General features: G+C 42.9%; 12 protein-coding genes, 1 other RNA gene and 1 other annotated feature. Of the genes, 12 read left to right on the top strand and 1 reads right to left on the bottom strand.

Annotation, left to right across the window (positions count from 1 at the left end; all coding sequences use genetic code 11):
* The first annotated feature begins 85 nt into the window (after positions 1-85).
* The 4 genes from recJ to dtd all read left to right on the top strand — a co-directional run bounded on the left by recJ (position 86) and on the right by dtd (position 5938).
* The gene (gene recJ / locus ACQKL6_RS07280) at positions 86-2461 is read left to right on the top strand and encodes a single-stranded-DNA-specific exonuclease RecJ (RefSeq protein WP_402986421.1); all 2376 of its coding nucleotides are present in this window, start codon (positions 86-88) and stop codon (positions 2459-2461) included.
* On the top strand, positions 2452-2964 hold the full coding sequence (locus tag ACQKL6_RS07275; RefSeq protein WP_402869819.1) for an adenine phosphoribosyltransferase: 513 nt from the start codon (positions 2452-2454) through the stop codon (positions 2962-2964). The genes recJ and ACQKL6_RS07275 overlap by 10 nt, the downstream gene beginning before the upstream one ends.
* Positions 2965-3281: 317 nt before the next feature.
* Positions 3282-5480: a RelA/SpoT family protein gene (locus ACQKL6_RS07270; protein WP_402869817.1), complete on the top strand. Its 2199-nt coding sequence runs from the start codon at positions 3282-3284 to the stop codon at positions 5478-5480.
* Positions 5481-5494: 14 nt separating this feature from the next.
* Positions 5495-5938, top strand: coding sequence for a D-aminoacyl-tRNA deacylase (gene dtd / locus ACQKL6_RS07265; RefSeq protein ID WP_402869815.1), 444 nt, complete (start codon positions 5495-5497; stop codon positions 5936-5938).
* 86 nt (positions 5939-6024) lie between these two features.
* On the opposite strand, the gene ACQKL6_RS07260 is transcribed toward dtd, so the two are convergent.
* Positions 6025-7788: an SH3 domain-containing protein gene (locus ACQKL6_RS07260; RefSeq protein WP_402986418.1), complete on the bottom strand. Its 1764-nt coding sequence runs from the start codon at positions 7786-7788 to the stop codon at positions 6025-6027.
* Between the two features lie 128 nt (positions 7789-7916).
* Here ACQKL6_RS07260 and ACQKL6_RS07255 point away from each other — a divergent pair, with 128 nt between their 5' ends.
* The 8 genes from ACQKL6_RS07255 (at position 7917) to ACQKL6_RS07220 (ending at position 16546) form a co-directional block, all read left to right on the top strand.
* Entirely contained in the window at positions 7917-8090 is a 174-nt protein-coding gene (locus ACQKL6_RS07255; RefSeq protein ID WP_402869812.1) for a hypothetical protein, read from the top strand.
* Between the two features lie 80 nt (positions 8091-8170).
* Positions 8171-8407, top strand: a binding site (T-box leader).
* Between the two features lie 74 nt (positions 8408-8481).
* Positions 8482-9753, top strand: a complete 1272-nt coding sequence (gene hisS, locus ACQKL6_RS07250; RefSeq protein ID WP_402986416.1) for a histidine--tRNA ligase — start codon at positions 8482-8484, stop codon at positions 9751-9753.
* Positions 9754-9765: 12 nt separating this feature from the next.
* Entirely contained in the window at positions 9766-11538 is a 1773-nt protein-coding gene (gene aspS, locus ACQKL6_RS07245; protein ID WP_402869808.1) for an aspartate--tRNA ligase, read from the top strand.
* Between the two features lie 83 nt (positions 11539-11621).
* A non-coding RNA gene (gene ssrS, locus ACQKL6_RS07240) (6S RNA) lies at positions 11622-11807 on the top strand.
* A gap of 67 nt (positions 11808-11874) precedes the next feature.
* Entirely contained in the window at positions 11875-13014 is a 1140-nt protein-coding gene (locus ACQKL6_RS07235) for a nuclease-related domain-containing protein (RefSeq protein ID WP_427650904.1), read from the top strand.
* Positions 13015-13191: 177 nt separating this feature from the next.
* Positions 13192-14331 carry a M20 family metallopeptidase gene (locus ACQKL6_RS07230; protein ID WP_427650903.1) on the top strand — a complete coding sequence of 380 codons (1140 nt, stop codon included), beginning with the start codon at positions 13192-13194 and terminating at the stop codon, positions 14329-14331.
* Between the two features lie 110 nt (positions 14332-14441).
* Positions 14442-15203: a tRNA threonylcarbamoyladenosine dehydratase gene (locus ACQKL6_RS07225; RefSeq protein WP_402986410.1), complete on the top strand. Its 762-nt coding sequence runs from the start codon at positions 14442-14444 to the stop codon at positions 15201-15203.
* A gap of 155 nt (positions 15204-15358) precedes the next feature.
* Positions 15359-16546 (top strand): ABC transporter substrate-binding protein, encoded by a 1188-nt coding sequence (locus tag ACQKL6_RS07220; protein ID WP_402958247.1) that lies wholly within the window; start codon positions 15359-15361, stop codon positions 16544-16546.
* Positions 16547-16899 lie beyond the last annotated feature (353 nt).

Genomic DNA, 16899 nt, shown 5'->3' with positions numbered 1-16899 from the left:
TTTTTTTCTGAACAAGAAAGTCTATAATATAAAATTGAAACCAAACTTGTGATTTTGTATAATAAGTAGGTTAAGGGGTGAATGCATGTTAAAGCCAAAAACTCGATGGAACGTAAAATCCGTCGATGAAAATAAAGTAGCTATACTAGCCGAAGAGCTTCATATCACACCTTTGGTTGCGACATTACTAGTGAATAGGGGCCTAGATACCATTGAAAGTGCCCGTTCATTTCTATTTGTAAAAAATCAAACTTTCCATGATCCGTTTTTAATGAAAGATATGGATAAAGCGGTATATAGAATAAGAGAAGCGATACAAAATAAAGAGAAAATCAGGATTTTCGGGGACTATGATGCGGATGGTGTAACGTCCACGACGGTCATGATGACGACATTGACTAAATTAGGTGCTGATGTCGATTTTTACATTCCCAACAGGTTTACGGAAGGATATGGACCGAATCCAATGGCTTTCCGCCTGGCTGCAGATCAAGGCGTTAAGGTGTTAATAACCGTCGATACGGGAATCTCTGCTGTGGAAGAAGCGAAGCTGGCAGCTGAGCTAGGCATGGATTATATTTTGACCGACCACCATGAACCAGGTCCTATCCTGCCTGAAGCACTGGCCATCATCCATCCAAAGCTTGAAGATAGCGCCTATCCTTTTAAAGACCTTGCAGGAGTGGGGGTTGCGTTCAAACTGGCCCATGCTTTACTTGGCGAAATGCCCGAGGATCTGCTGGAAATCGCGGCAATCGGTACCATTGCCGATTTGGTCCCTTTACAAGGGGAGAACCGTCTGATTGCTGCGAAAGGAATCGAAAAGCTGCGGTTGACCAAACGACCAGGGCTCGTAGCCTTGATGAAAGTGGCGAATATCCAGCAGGAGGCATTGAGTGAAGAATCAATCGGATTTGGGATGGCGCCTCGAATCAATGCCGTTGGCCGCCTTGGAGATGCCGATCCGGCCGTCGATTTACTGATGTCGGATAATTTGGAAGAAGCGACCGAGCTTGCTGTGGAAATCAACGATATTAACAAAGAGCGGCAAACGATGGTTGCATCGATGGCTGAAGAAGCCATTCGGGAAGTGGAGGAAAACTATCCGCCTGAGACCAATGGTGTCCTTATCATTGGAAGGGAAGGGTGGAATGCGGGGGTTGTCGGGATTGTAGCCTCTAAGCTCGTTGAACGTTTTTACCGACCAACCATCGTATTAAGTTTTGACCAGGAAAAAGGACTTGCAAAGGGATCGGCCCGGAGCATTTCCGGCTTCGACCTTTTCGCAAGCCTTTCAACCTGTCGGGAACTATTGCCTCATTTCGGTGGCCATCCTATGGCTGCAGGGATGACATTGAAAATCGAAGACGTTCAAGAGCTTCGGGACCGTATGAATAAGATTGCGAACGAACAACTTAACGAAGAGGACTTCACACCGATTACCAATCTGGATGGGGCGACGACATTGGCTGAAGCCTCCATTCAAACGATCCAGGAAATGAGTTTGCTTGCTCCCTTCGGTGTGACGAACCCTAAGCCGAAGATTTTAATAGATTCCGTTCAGCTTGCGAGCGTCCGCAAAATTGGCACGAACCACAACCACTTGAAGGTTCAGCTTGAGGATAGCGAGAATCATAAACTGGATGGGGTAGGGTTCGGCCTTGGACATTATATGGAAGAGATTGCCCCACACGCAAAGGTTTCCGTTATCGGTGAACTTTCCATCAATGAATGGAATAACATCAAAAAGCCGCAAATCTTTGTGCAAGATATAGAAGTCAATCATTGGCAACTTTTCGACTATCGAGGCAAGGGACAAGCTGATAAATGGCTGGCGGACATTCCGGCACATAACCGGAAGATCGTTATCTTCTCTGAGGAAACCCTTAAAGCCTATCCATTTCTACAACAACATCCTGACCTTGTCCATATAGAGGACGAAAAGGATGCCTTGGAACTGGAATGTCATGAAGGCCATGTCGTATTCATGGACATGCCACCGCTGAGAAACCTGTTGAAACAGGTGGTTGAAAATAAAAAACCAGCACGAATCTATGCTCATTTTTCTCATGTGCAGGATCATTTTTTGAGTACGCTACCGACGCGTGACCACTTCAAATGGTTTTATGCATTTCTTTCCAAAAAGGGCCCGCTCGATATAAAAAGGTATGGCGATGACCTTGCCAAATACCGCGGCTGGTCAAGAGATACAGTGGATTTTATTTCTAAGGTGTTTTTTGAGCTTGATTTTGTTACAATAGACAATGGATTAATTATGCTCACGACCAACCCGAAAAAACGCGATTTCAGTGAATCTGTTTCGTTTATAAGAAAGAAAGAACAATTTGAGCTCGAGCAAGAGCTAGTTTATTCTTCCTATCAGCAATTATTCGATTGGTTCAATCATATATTGATTCATGAGGCAATAGACCTTGAGGAGGAAACAAAGCAATGGATTTAAAGCAATTTGTAACGATTGTGCAAGACTGGCCGAAACCGGGTGTTATCTTCAAAGATATTACAACATTAATGGATAATGGTGCCGCTTATAAATACGCAACAGATCAAATCGTGGAGTACGCCCGCGATAAGAAGATTGATTTAGTTGTTGGACCTGAAGCGCGCGGATTCATTATCGGCTGCCCAGTCGCATACTCTTTGGAAGTGGGATTTGCACCAGTACGAAAAGAAGGTAAGCTTCCACGGGAAACAATCAAAGTCGAATATGGTTTAGAATATGGAACGGATGTATTGACAATCCATAAAGATGCTATTAAACCGGGCCAACGCATTCTAATCACCGACGATTTACTTGCTACTGGCGGTACAATCGAAGCGACGATTAAATTAGTAGAAGAACTTGGTGGAATTGTAGCGGGAATTGCATTCCTGATTGAATTAACAGACCTAGATGGAAAAGATAAATTAGAAGGTTATGATGTTTTAACATTAATGACATTCTAAAAACAAGGGCGCTCTGACCAGAGTGCCTTCTTTTTTTTATCATTTTCAGTGATTTTGTCGAATTTCCAATGAAAAAAAGAAGCATTCTAAAGAAAATACACGTTTAACCCTTTACATCCTTGCATTTTTTTTCGATAATAGTAATAATAAAGAGTTTTTCTTCTACTAAATCAATTTGCACATGTATCCGTTTAGGCGGATTTATTTTTTTAGCAAATAATGTAGGTTTTTGTTGAAAGAAGGAAAGTGTTACCAATCATACTCAATCCGGACGGAAAAGTATCCGGTGGCAGTTAAAGTGGGGTTAAGGTGATTAAATGGCTAATGATCAAATATTGACTGCCGAGCAGGTTGTAGAACGGGCCAGCTTATATCTTCAGCCGGAAGAAGCTGAATTTATTCATAGAGCGTTTAAATATGCAGAGCATGCTCACCGAGAACAATTCCGTAAATCGGGGGAGCCGTATATTATTCATCCGATTCAAGTCGCTGGTATACTGGTGGACCTAGAAATGGATCCTGCAACTATTGCCGCAGGTTTTTTACATGATGTTGTTGAAGACACGGAGATCACGCTAAAGGATATCGAAGAAAATTTCAGTCCTGAAGTAGCCATGCTCGTCGATGGCGTAACCAAATTAGGGAAGATCAAATATAAATCACAGCAAGAACAACAAGCGGAAAATCATCGGAAAATGTTTGTTGCAATGGCTCAAGATATTCGGGTCATTTTAATCAAGCTAGCCGATAGATTGCACAACATGCGGACGTTGAAGCATCTTCCACAGGAAAAGCAGAGAAGGATTTCGAATGAGACCCTGGAAATCTTTGCACCGCTTGCACACCGTCTAGGAATTAGCACGATTAAATGGGAGCTGGAAGATACCGCACTAAGGTATTTGAATCCGCAACAGTATTACCGCATCGTCAATCTCATGAAGAAAAAGCGTGCGGAGCGCGAAGAGTATTTAGAAGAAGTTATTGAAGAAGTGCGTAAGAATGTTACGGAAGTCCATATAAATGCCGACCTTTCCGGCAGACCGAAACATATTTACAGCATCTATCGGAAAATGGCTCTCCAAAACAAGCAATTCAGTGAAATTTATGATTTATTAGCGGTACGAATTGTGGTTAACAGTATCAAGGATTGCTATGCAGTCCTGGGGATCATCCATACATGTTGGAAACCGATGCCTGGCCGATTCAAGGATTATATTGCAATGCCAAAGCCGAATATGTATCAATCGTTGCATACGACGGTAATCGGACCAAAAGGCGATCCGCTTGAAGTGCAGATCCGTACATCGGAAATGCATCGCATTGCCGAGTTCGGGGTAGCCGCTCACTGGGCTTACAAAGAAGGCAAGGATGTCGGTGAACAGCCGTCCCTAGAGGAAAAATTGACATGGTTCCGGGAAATCCTAGAATTCCAAGATGACGCTACAAATGCCGAAGAATTCATGGAGTCCCTGAAAATCGATCTTTTCTCCGATATGGTGTTCATTTTCACACCTAAAGGCGATGTAATTGAGCTTCCTTCAGGATCTAATCCAATTGACTTTGCTTACCGTATCCATTCCGAAATCGGTAATAAAACGATAGGTGCCAAAGTGAACGGGAAAATGGTACCGCTGGATTATAAGCTGAAAACAGGTGACATCATTGAAATCCTGACTTCGAAGCATTCATATGGACCTAGTCAGGACTGGCTAAAACTTACCCAAACGTCCCAGGCGAAAAATAAAATCCGCCAATTCTTCAAAAAGCAGCGCCGCGAAGAAAACATTGAAAAAGGCAAAGAGCTGGTTGAAAAAGAAATCAAGGAAATGGAATTTGACCTGAAGGAAATCCTGACTCCCGAAAACATTAAGCGCGTGTCGGATAAATTCAATTTCCTTAATGAAGAGGACATGTATGCAGCAGTCGGCTACAACGGGATTACAGCCCTTCAAGTAGCCAATCGCCTTACTGAAAAATGGCGTAAGCAGAAAATGGTCGAGCAAGAAGCGGACATCACAGAAGCGGTTTCAGATCTCAAAACCTTCCCTAGCTCATCGAAAAAACGTGACTCTGGGGTTCGTGTACCAGGCATTGATAATCTGCTCATACGTTTATCAAGATGTTGCAATCCGGTCCCAGGCGATGAAATTGTCGGCTATATTACCAAAGGACGTGGAGTCTCCGTTCATAGACGAGACTGCCCTAACTTGGAAAGTGGCGAATCGGATCACCGTCTGGTCCCTGTTGAGTGGGAAAGCAGCATAAACGATCGCAAGGAATACATTGTTGAGATTGAAATCAGCGGATATGATCGACGAGGCTTATTGAATGAAGTCCTGCAAGCGGTCAATGAAACTAAGACAAATATTTCAGCCGTTTCAGGTAAGTCAGACCGTAATAAAGTGGCCACCATCAATATGTCCATTTACATTCATAACATTGCCCATTTACAAAAGGTCGTCGTCCGTATAAAACAAATACCAGATGTCTATTCCGTAAGAAGGATTATGAACTAAGGAGTTTTATCACTATGCGTGTTGTTTTACAACGTTCCAAAGCTGCCAAGGTCGTTGTGGCAGACAAAACAATTGGTCAAATTGATAAAGGGCTCGTGCTTTTAGTCGGAGTCACCCATGGGGATACCGTGGCTGACGCCGTCCAATTGGCTGAGAAAATTGTCAATCTTAGAATATTTGAAGATGAAAATGAAAAGATGAACCATTCACTACTGGATGTTGGTGGTTCGATCCTTTCCGTTTCACAATTCACCTTATACGGCGATTGCCGAAAAGGCCGTCGCCCGAACTTCATGGACGCCGCCCGTCCTGATGAGGCGAAAGCTTTATATGATCTATTCAATGAAGAGCTACGCAAACGTGGCGTCCATACCGAAACAGGTGAATTCGGTGCCATGATGGATGTTCAGCTCACCAATGATGGTCCAGTAACGTTGCTATTAGAAAGTAAAAAGTAAATCCCTGCATTGTGCAGGGATTTACTTTTTTGTATTCAAGAAAAGGGAAAAGCCGAGGCCCCACATATTGGAGTCTCGGCTTTTCATCATTTAAAATACCTTGCCAAACCATTATAGATGGCAGAGGTGACAGTTTCTTGGTATTCGTTCGTTGTAATCGTCAATTCGTCGACAGGGTTACTTAAGTAACCTAATTCAATCAGTGCAGCGACTCGTTTGTTTTCACGGATTACATGATAATCCCCAAACCGGTACCCGCGATTAGGCACCTGCATGGTGGAACCGAGTGAATGGGCTATGGAAGAGGCCAAGGCCTGCTGATAGCCGTGATAATAATACGTGGTTATCCCACTTGTGATCTGATCGATGGTGCTATCATAATGGAGGCTGATGAATGCATCGGCATTATGAATATGAGAGATGTTGACACGTGATGGAAGAGCCACATACGTATTGGAGCTTCTTGTTAGGATGACTTTTGCACCAGCGGCCTGAAGCTTGTCCCGAAGCAACTCAGCCGTCTGGATGGTCAAGTTCTTTTCAAGAGTACCACCAACTCCGATTGTCCCGCTATCGCGGCCTCCATGGCCTGGATCAATGATGATGACTTTATCTTCTAAATATTTTTCAACACCTGGTCGTTTAACTTGATCGGCGTTGCCCTCCACTTTAACAATCCAGCCTGCTACATATGCGGTTTCCCCATTCTTAAGCTTAATGGAGTACCAATCTCCCTCCATGCCAAGGACGTGGAAGGTTTCACCCGCATTAACTTGTCCAACGATGTCGGAGCCCGTATTCGGTTTACTTCTAAGGATGGTGCCGTCATGTATGGTTGTGATGTTAGTACCTTTGATAGGATGGTTCGTTTCCTTGGACGTTTGTTCCTCATTCTCAATTTCTAGGAACCAGCTGACGACCCATCCTTTTTTTGCGTCGGAAAGTTGAAGCTGTGTCATTTGTCCTTTTTGTTGGAGAACTGGATAAGTCTCATCCTTATTGACCGAACCGATGACTTCGCTATTCAAAGAATCTTTTTTCCGCACATTTAAACCTGTGGCGGTTATTCTTGCTATGGCCGTGCCTGCCGTGATTTCCTTGGTAACGTCTTTATCCTTGCCAATTTCTATGTATGATTCAGCGACCCATCCTTTTTTGCCTTGAAAGTTAATTTCAGCCCATTCATTATTGATTTGATAAACGGTGACCGAAGCACTCTTATTCAGCTTACCTAATGAGGCACTGTTTTTGGATGGTTCTGAACGGACATTAAGGTTGTCGACCATGACGAAACCGGTTTTCAGGTTCTTTCCCGATTCTTCCTTAACATCTTGATTCACCTTGTTCTCTGCTGAAGAAGAAGGAAGCTGAATATAGTCAGCTGCGACCCATCCCTCGATGTCACCTTTTTTAATTTGGACCCAATTTTCATTCTTTTCCATTATGTCCACTGGTGTACCTTTTGATAATGTACTTACCGTTTGGAATGTGGTGCCTGGACCAAAACGGACACGGACGGAATCGCCGGTAATGGTACCTTGACCAGTTTTCATCCTGACTTGACCCGACTCCGTATTTCTTTCCACAAGCCAATTGGCCACCCAGCCTGTCCTACCGGTACCAATCCGTATTTCGTACCAATCATCTTTTTCACTTACGATTTCATATTTGTCGCCCTTTGAAAGCCTTTTGACGATAGGGTAACTAAGGCCCGCACCTTCACGGACATTGACCACCTTTGACGTCACGATAATTTCTCCTTCACTTTCTCCAAGTACGTGTTGTACCGGTGAAAAAGCCGTCATCATCAGCAACAGGGCAAGGGCAATGAATCCTGGTTTCCTTTTCATGGCTGTCTCTCTCCCTTTTCCGTCTATCTGTATCTATTCTCGTTCAATAAAAAATTTCCCTCTTTATTATGCAAAAAAGATTTATTTTTGGAAAGACTAAATCATATCTAAACGATGGAGGGGTACAAATGAAATTCAGCGAGAAGGCCCAAACGACATTAAATGGAGGCAATCAAGTATTAGGCGTCGATTTTCATGATTTCATCCAAAAGGAACAAACTGCAAATCTTGTTGAATTAGCATCCGAATTCGAAGTGAACGTCCGGACAATCAAAAACTTGAAAAAGAATCTCAATCAATGAAAGTTTCGACAAATTTCTCAAGGAATCTTGACATTTGAAGGCAACGTCCGTATGATTATACAATATCAGAACTATTACTGTAACAACCAATGATGGAGAAGAGTAATTAAGAAACACATGAACAAGAGAGGAAATGCCGAGGCTGAAAGCATTCCACATGATGACTTAATGAAAGAACCCTCCGTAGGTTTCACTCTGAACGATTTCACTAGTAGGAGATGGACGTAAGCAGGCGTTAACTGCTTTTAAGCGGAGGCACGTATTTATTGTGTTTCAACTAGGGTGGCACCACGGGATATTCAACTCTCGTCCCTTGTAACGATTATGTTACAAGGGACGGGAGTTTTTTGTTTGGGATAAAATGGCGTTTGCTGTAAAGGAGGAAATAATTATGTCGATTCAGATTCCAAGAGGGACACAGGATTTACTGCCTGAACAAACGGAGATTTGGCAGTATATTGAAAAGACTGCGCGCGAAATTTGTCAACGTTATCAGTATAAAGAAATCCGTACGCCGATATTTGAACATACGGAATTATTTTTGCGGGGTGTAGGGGATACGACCGACATCGTGCAAAAAGAGATGTATTCATTCCAGGATCGCGGCGAAAGGAATCTGACGCTTCGTCCTGAAGGAACAGCTTCTGTCGTTCGTTCATACATTGAGAACAAAATGTTTGGTTGGGCGAATCAACCGGTCAAACTTTATTATATCGGACCTATGTTCCGGTACGAACGACCACAGGCAGGACGTTTCCGCCAGTTCGTTCAATTTGGGATCGAGGCTTTGGGCAGTAAGGATCCTGGCATTGATGCAGAGGTTCTTTCATTGGCCATGAGTCTGTACAAGGCACTTGGATTGAAAAAACTGAAATTGGTCATTAATAGCTTAGGGGATAAAGAAAGCCGGACAGCGCACCGCAATGCTTTAATCCAGCATTTCGAGCCACGCATCGGCGAGTTCTGTGGTGATTGCCAGCAACGCCTGGAAAAAAACCCACTACGTATTCTTGATTGTAAAAAAGACCACGATCATGAATTGATGCAAACGGCACCTTCCATCATTGATTATTTAAATGAGGAATCACGTATCTATTTTGAAAAAGTGAAGCAACACTTAACAAATTTGGACATCGAGTTTATCGAAGATCCAACACTTGTTCGCGGCTTGGATTATTACAATCATACAGCTTTTGAAATCATGAGTGATGCCGAAGGATTTGGAGCCATCACGACTCTATGTGGTGGAGGACGTTATAACGGTCTTGCCGAAGAGCTTGGCGGTCCGGAAACGCCAGGAATTGGTTTTGCCCTTAGCATCGAGCGTCTCATTGCTGCGCTTTCAGCGGAAAATGTTCAACTTCCGATTAAGAAAGGCATCGATTGCTATCTTGTTTCATTAGGTGAAGCGGCTAAGGATTATAACGTCAAACTTGCCTATCAATTGCGTAATGCTGGATTCAAAGTCGAAAAGGACTACCAGGACCGTAAAGTAAAAGCCCAATTTAAATCAGCTGACCGTTTAGAAGCGAAATACGTGGCGACTCTCGGAGACGATGAATTGGCAAACAATAAAATCAGTCTAAAGTTCATGGAAACGGGCGAACAGGTCCAAATGGACCTAGCTACATTCGTTGAACAATTTAAAAAGCTACAGGCTTAAGGGGGAAATACCATGTTTGGCAGAACATACTTCAATGGAGAAGTAACAGAAGCAGCAATTGGTGAAAAGGTTACATTAAAAGGATGGGTACAAAAACGTCGTGACCTAGGTGGAGTCATCTTTATCGACCTTCGTGACAGAAGCGGAGTCGTACAAGTCGTTTTCAATCCGGATATCTCGGCAGCAGCCTTGGCAACCGCTGAAAAAATCCGTAATGAATACGTTCTTGATATCCAAGGAACGGTCATCAAACGTGATGAGGCGAACATCAACCCAAACGTGACAACAGGTACGATTGAAGTTCAAGCGGAAAGCGTAACAATCTTGAATGAAGCAAAAACACCTCCGTTCATCATTGATGAAAGAACGGAAGTCTCAGAAGATATCCGTTTGAAATATCGTTACCTGGACTTACGTCGTCCGGCAATGTTCGAAACGTTGAAAATGCGTAACCAAACGACTAAAGCAATCCGTGATTTCTTGGACGGAGAAGGATTCCTTGATATCGAAACACCGATTTTAACAAAGAGCACACCAGAAGGCGCACGTGATTATTTAGTACCAAGCCGTGTCCATGATGGTGAATTTTACGCCTTGCCACAATCTCCACAGCTATTCAAACAGCTGTTGATGGTATCTGGCTTCGAACGCTACTACCAAATTGCCCGTTGTTTCCGTGATGAAGATTTACGTGCTGACAGACAGCCCGAATTCACGCAAATTGATATTGAAACTAGCTTCATGAGCCAGGAAGATATCATTAAAACGGCTGAAAACATGATGGCAAAAGTCATGAAAGACGTAAAAGGAATGGACGTTACCCTTCCATTCCCGCAAATGACGTATAACGAAGCGATGAGCCGTTTTGGTTCTGACAAACCGGATACACGTTTTGCAATGGAATTGAAAGACGTATCTGAAATCGTGAAAGATAGCGACTTTAAAGTATTTACAGGAGCTATAGCGAACGGTGGACAAGTAAAAGCAATCGTCGTTAAGGACGGAAATGCAGACTATTCCCGTAAAGATATCGATGCATTGGCAGAATTTGCAGCGATTTACGGCGCGAAAGGCCTTGCTTGGTTGAAAGTCGAAGAAGACGGCGTAAAAGGACCAATCGCTAAATTCTTCGCTGAAGATCAACAACAACTAGTAGCTGCAGTGGAAGCGGAAGTAGGAGACCTTATCCTATTTGTTGCTGATAAAAAAGGAATCGTAGCGGATGCACTTGGTGCACTTCGTAACAAGCTTGGTAAAGAAAGAGGCTTGATCGACGAAAGCAAATTCAACTTCCTATGGGTTACAGACTGGCCATTATTTGAATATGATGAAGACGAAGGCCGCTACTACGCAGCCCACCATCCATTCACAATGCCATTCCGTGAAGACTTGGATATTCTTGAATCCGATCCAGCCAATGTCCGCGCACAAGCCTATGACCTTGTATTGAACGGATACGAGCTTGGCGGTGGTTCATTACGTATTTTCGAACGTGATGTTCAAGAAAAAATGTTCAAAGTACTTGGATTCACTGAAGAAGAAGCAAAAGCACAATTCGGCTTCCTAATGGATGCCTTTGAATACGGAACACCTCCACATGGCGGAATTGCCCTTGGATTAGACCGTATGGTGATGTTGCTTGCGGGTCGTTCAAACCTTCGCGATACCATCGCGTTCCCGAAAACAGCTAGCGCTAGCGATTTGCTTGTAGATGCTCCAAGTCCGGTAAGCGACAAGCAATTAGCAGAACTAAGCATCAGATTGGCTGCAAAGAAAAGTAAGTAAATTGGTAAAAAATGATAAATTATACCTAGATGCTTTCTCTTGAAACAGAGCTAAGTGATATGCTATGATGATTTCAACAAGTAAGAGTCCTGATGTGTTCGTTCTTTAACCTATAAGTTTTGACCGAACACTTATAGTTACCGGGAGCACTAGTTTCCAGGCCGCGTAAATGCCTCCTTCGTAGAGGACTTACAAATGCAAGGAACCGAGCACCCACCTGCGGAGAGCGGGTTCAAAACAAAGGCATAAACGGCACAATTGGGACTCTTACTCATAACAAAGTAACTCATGTTGAGAAAACATGGGTTTTTTTGTGTGCTTTGGATGGGGTTTGGTTTGACTGATAAAAGAGGCGTTTTGACCGATAAATGTATTCATTTGACCGATAAAAGTGCTGATTTAACCGATAAAAACACAAACGGACCGATAAAAGACGTGCAGAACCCTTTTATGCAGGATTCATCTGCAGACATGTCGAAAAAAGCATGTAAGGAGAGTGATGAATTGATTAAAAAACCATGCAAGAAGCCAATTAAGATGCTCAAACTAGAAGCGTTGACCAGGAGGCTACCTGAACACCATCCTAAGCAATACCTTATAACGAGTGATTATCGGAAAATACGCACGGGCCATAAGGGAGAACGAGCCATCGGTGCTGAGTTAGCCTATCTAACAGGGGAATTTTACATCTTTCATGATCTTCGTTTACAGCATGACGCAACCCGTTTTTTTCAACTGGATCTATTGCTTTTGTCCAAAAACGTAATGATCATTATAGAGGTGAAAAACTTTGCCGGTTCACTTTATTTTGATCGACTTTATCCTCAATTGATCCGTACGAAAGACGGGCAGGAACAAGCCTACCTTGACCCGCTTCTACAGGTGAATATCCAGAAATCCCGCTTAACCGATTGGATGAGGCTTCATAAATTCCCGGAGATTCCGATAGAAACCCTCATTGCCAATGCAAACCCGAATGCCATCATCAAAACTACGCCTGGGCACACTTCGATTTTCAACCAAATTACTGGTAAAGAAACCCTCAACGCTAGAATACGAACCCTTGAAAATGAGTATCCTTCCCATTTACTGACGCAAAGGCAATTCAACAAACTTTCTAATAGCTTACTCCAAAAAAACACCCCGCTTAATCAGAATATCCTACACGTGTACCAAATCCCTGAAACTGAATTATTGAAAGGTGTCCAATGTCCGGAATGTATGGCTCTTCCCATGAAACGCGGGCGGGGAAAATGGATATGCCCTTCATGTTCACATAGCTCAAAGAATGCTCACTTACAAGCATTGCATGATTTTGCCCTCCTTGTCCGTCCTACGGTAACGAATAAAGATGTACGTTCGTTTTTGCAAATTGAATCAGGAACGGTTGCCAATCGTATCCTGTCAGGAATGAATGTCGATCATTACGGATCATATAAAGGGCGAGAATATGTTCTTGAATGGGAGGTTGACTGATATAAAGTGAGTTTTGACCGATAAATGTTACATTAGACCGATAAAAGTGCAAAATTGACCGATAAAAACATTAAACCGACTGATAGCCGCACTATTTATGGAACATTCCGTGATGTACGTTCGTAAATTATGAGTAGGAGTATAAATCTTTAGCGAGGATAGAAAGTAGTGAGGGCTTTGAAGGACTTATTGCACGCGAAAAGGAAAGAAATGCTCCAATTATTGGAGCAGCTTGTGAATATCGATAGCGGTTCTTATGCAAAAAAAGGCATTGATGAAATCGGAGCGATTTTAAAAAAGAAATTTGAGGATCTTAATTTTCTAGTGACGGTAATTAAACAGGAGAAATATGGCGATCATTTAGTCATCCAGCACCGTGAAGCAATGTCTCCGCATATTCTCATTGTTGGCCATATGGATACCGTTTTTTCGGAAGGGACGGCGAAGAAACGTCCGTTCAAAATGGTGGGCCCGCGTGCATATGGGCCAGGTGTTATTGACATGAAGGGAAGCTTGGTCGAGCTTCTATATGCGATTTTTTGCATGAAGCTGACTGGACAAACCGGCTATAAACATATACAGATCATCCTAAACAGCGATGAAGAGATAGGGTCGCCATCGTCTGCCGCGCTCATTTCGGAAAAAGCCAAGGACAAGAAGTTCGCGCTTGTGTTAGAGCCAGCGAGAGCAGATGGTTCACTTGTCACCGCGAGAAGAGGTTGCGGCCAATTCAAGGTGGAGGTTGTAGGGAAATCTGCACATTCTGGGGTTGAACCGGAAAAAGGTCAGAGTGCGATTGAAGAATTGGCTCATAAGATTCTCGCCCTGCATCGGTTAACGGATCATCAACTAGGCATCGGCGTAAATGTTGGAATCATAGAAGGCGGGGTGGCGGTCAATACAGTTGCACCCCATGCATCAGCTTTAATAGATGTGCGAATCTCGAAAAGAAACCAGGCGCAGTTCGTCTTTAAGCAAATGAAGGATATCTGTGCCCAAACGTTTGTAGCGGGAACAAAAACTAGCCTAAGCGGTAAGATGGACCGGCCGCCCATGGAAAAGACGGAGAAAACCACCGTCTTATTGGAAATCATCCGGGAAGCGGGTGAGGAATTGGGCATCACCATCACCGATACGGAAACGGGTGGAGGCTCGGATGCGTCGTTTCCCTCTGAATTAGGGATCGCAACGATTGACGGACTCGGACCGATTGGAGGCCATGCCCATAGCGAAGATGAATATTTAGAGATAGAAAGTCTGTTAGAACGCACACTCCTATTAGCCACCCTGCTCGAAAAATTGTCTCGAATGAACTAGCCTGCCAATTCCGATAAAACTAGTCATATTTGCTTGTCATCCCCGATGTTTATGATATATTGTTAATTGGGAACACAAATAAGATCAGAATTTATTGGAGTTGAAAATATATGCTGCATCAGTTTTCACGAAATGAACTAGCGATTGGTAAAGAGGGCATGGACCGGTTGAAAAACACGACGGTCGCTGTCCTTGGTGTAGGCGGAGTCGGTTCTTTTTCAGCCGAAGCGTTGGCACGTACAGGTGTTGGCCGGATTATCCTTGTCGATAAAGATGATGTGGACATCACAAATGTAAACAGACAGATCCATGCGCTTCTTTCGACTGTGGGTCAGCCAAAAGCCGAATTGATGAAAGCGCGCATCCAGGATATTAATCCGGACTGTGAAGTCATCGCCTTGAAGATGTTTTATACAGAAGAAACCTTCGAGGAATTCTTCAGTTATAATCTCGATTATGTCATCGATGCATCCGATACGGTCATCTACAAAATGCATGTCATGAAAGAGTGCCTGAAACGAAATATCAAGATCATCGCAAGTATGGGTGCCGCAAATAAAATGGATCCAACCCGCTTCCAGATTGCCGATATTTCCAAAACACATACCGATCCGCTTGCGAAAGTCATCCGCACAAGATTGCGTAAAGAAGGCATCACAAAAGGAATTCCGGTTGTATTTTCCGATGAAAGCCCAATTGTGATACGTGAGGATGTCCGGAAAGAGGTCGGTAATGATGAGGCGAAAATCCGTAAAGCTCAAATGCCTCCATCTTCCAATGCGTTCGTTCCATCTGTAGCCGGCTTAATTGCGGCAAGCTGGGTCATTAATGACCTATTAAAAGATATTGAAGTTCGTCGTGTTAACGATTAATAAGCGGTAAACTGACTCTGATCTAGGGTCAGTTTTTTGTTTTGATAATTACATATATTTACTATTTTACCGAAAAATATAGACAAACTACCTAGAATGAGATACATTATTTTCAGAATATTCTTTTTGTTTTCTAAAGAAAAAGGGGGTTTCAAATGAAAAAGAAAAAGTTAGCAGGCATGGTTCTATCACTATCATTAATCGCAGGGGCACTGGCAGGTTGCAATGGTGACTCGAAAACCAGTAGTTCAGGCGGAGGATCATCCAGTTCAGAAGACACCATAAAAATTGGTGCCAACCTTGAATTGTCAGGTGGGACGGCCTCATTTGGTCAGTCTGCAATGGATGGTTTGCAATTGGCCATCGATGAAATCAATAAAGAAGGAATCAATGGTAAGAAAATTGAAATTAAAAAAGTGGATAATAAATCGGATGCAGCAGAAGCAACGAACGGTTCGATTAAACTTGTCAGTCAGGATAAAGTAGTGGCGATTGTAGGATCCGCTACAAGTACAAACACGTTAGCACAAGTTCAAGTCGCACAGGATAACAAGATTCCTCTACTTACACCAACCGCAACAAATCCCGATATTACGAACAAAGCTGGAAAATTGAATGATTATGTGTTTAGAACGTGCTTCATCGATCCATTCCAAGGAACCGTTGCAGCCAATTTTGCAACAGATGAAGTGAAGGCGAAGACCGCTGCCATTTATGTTGACAGTGCAAGCGATTACTCAAAAGGACTAGCTGCAGCCTTTAAGGAAGCCTTTACGAAAAATGGAGGGAAAATCGTTTCGGAAGAAGCCTATGTGACAAAAGATACTGATTTCCGTGCGACATTGACTCGTATCAAGTCCGCAAAACCAGAATTCGTATTTCTTCCAGGTTACTATGAAGAAGTCGGTCTGATCTTGAAGCAAGCTCGGGAAAATGGAATGGACCTTCCGTTCATGGGTGGAGACGGCTGGGATTCACCAAAAGTCGTGGAAATTGCCGGAGCAGAAGCTTTGAAGAACACCTATATCACTAATCACTATTCGCCGGAAGATGAAGACGCTAAGATTCAAGATTTCGTTTCAGCATTCAAAGCGGAATACAAGAAAACACCTGATGCTTTTGCTGCATTAGGCTATGACACTGGTTACTATTTGGCTGATGCCATTAAAAGAGCCGGAGATCCAACATCTGAAAATATCAGAAAAGCATTAGAAGAAGTGAAGGATTTCGAATTAGTATCAGGAACCTTGAACTTGGATGAAAATCATGATCCGATTAAATCGGCCACCATCTTGGAATATGTGGATGGTAAACAAACCTTTAATACGAAGATTGATCCGTGATCTCGCTTGATTCAAAGGGACCGCCATATGGCGGTCTTTTTGTTGTAATGACCAGCAGAAATACATGAATATTTATATAGTATTATACAATTTCGAAATAGAAATCTGTATAAAAGATACGCGCTGGATGTAGGTGTAAAAACCTATCAGGATACTCGAGAATAGAAAATTAAGGAAATGATAAGGTTGGATGTTACTAATGACGGAATAAAAAACGACTGATGATAAACATAGATTTATAACATTGAAATAACGAAACTCTTTGATTTTTCTCTGTTAAAAACGATGATGGCATATATAAATATAATAATAGCTTGCAAAGGTCTATGAGATATAGACTATTGGACAAAATG

This window comes from Peribacillus sp. NPDC097197 (assembly GCF_050278025.1).
Lineage (GTDB): Bacteria > Bacillota > Bacilli > Bacillales > DSM-1321 > Peribacillus.
The sequence above is the reverse complement of the archived record's forward strand: the minus strand, read 5'-3'. Positions and strand labels throughout refer to the sequence as shown.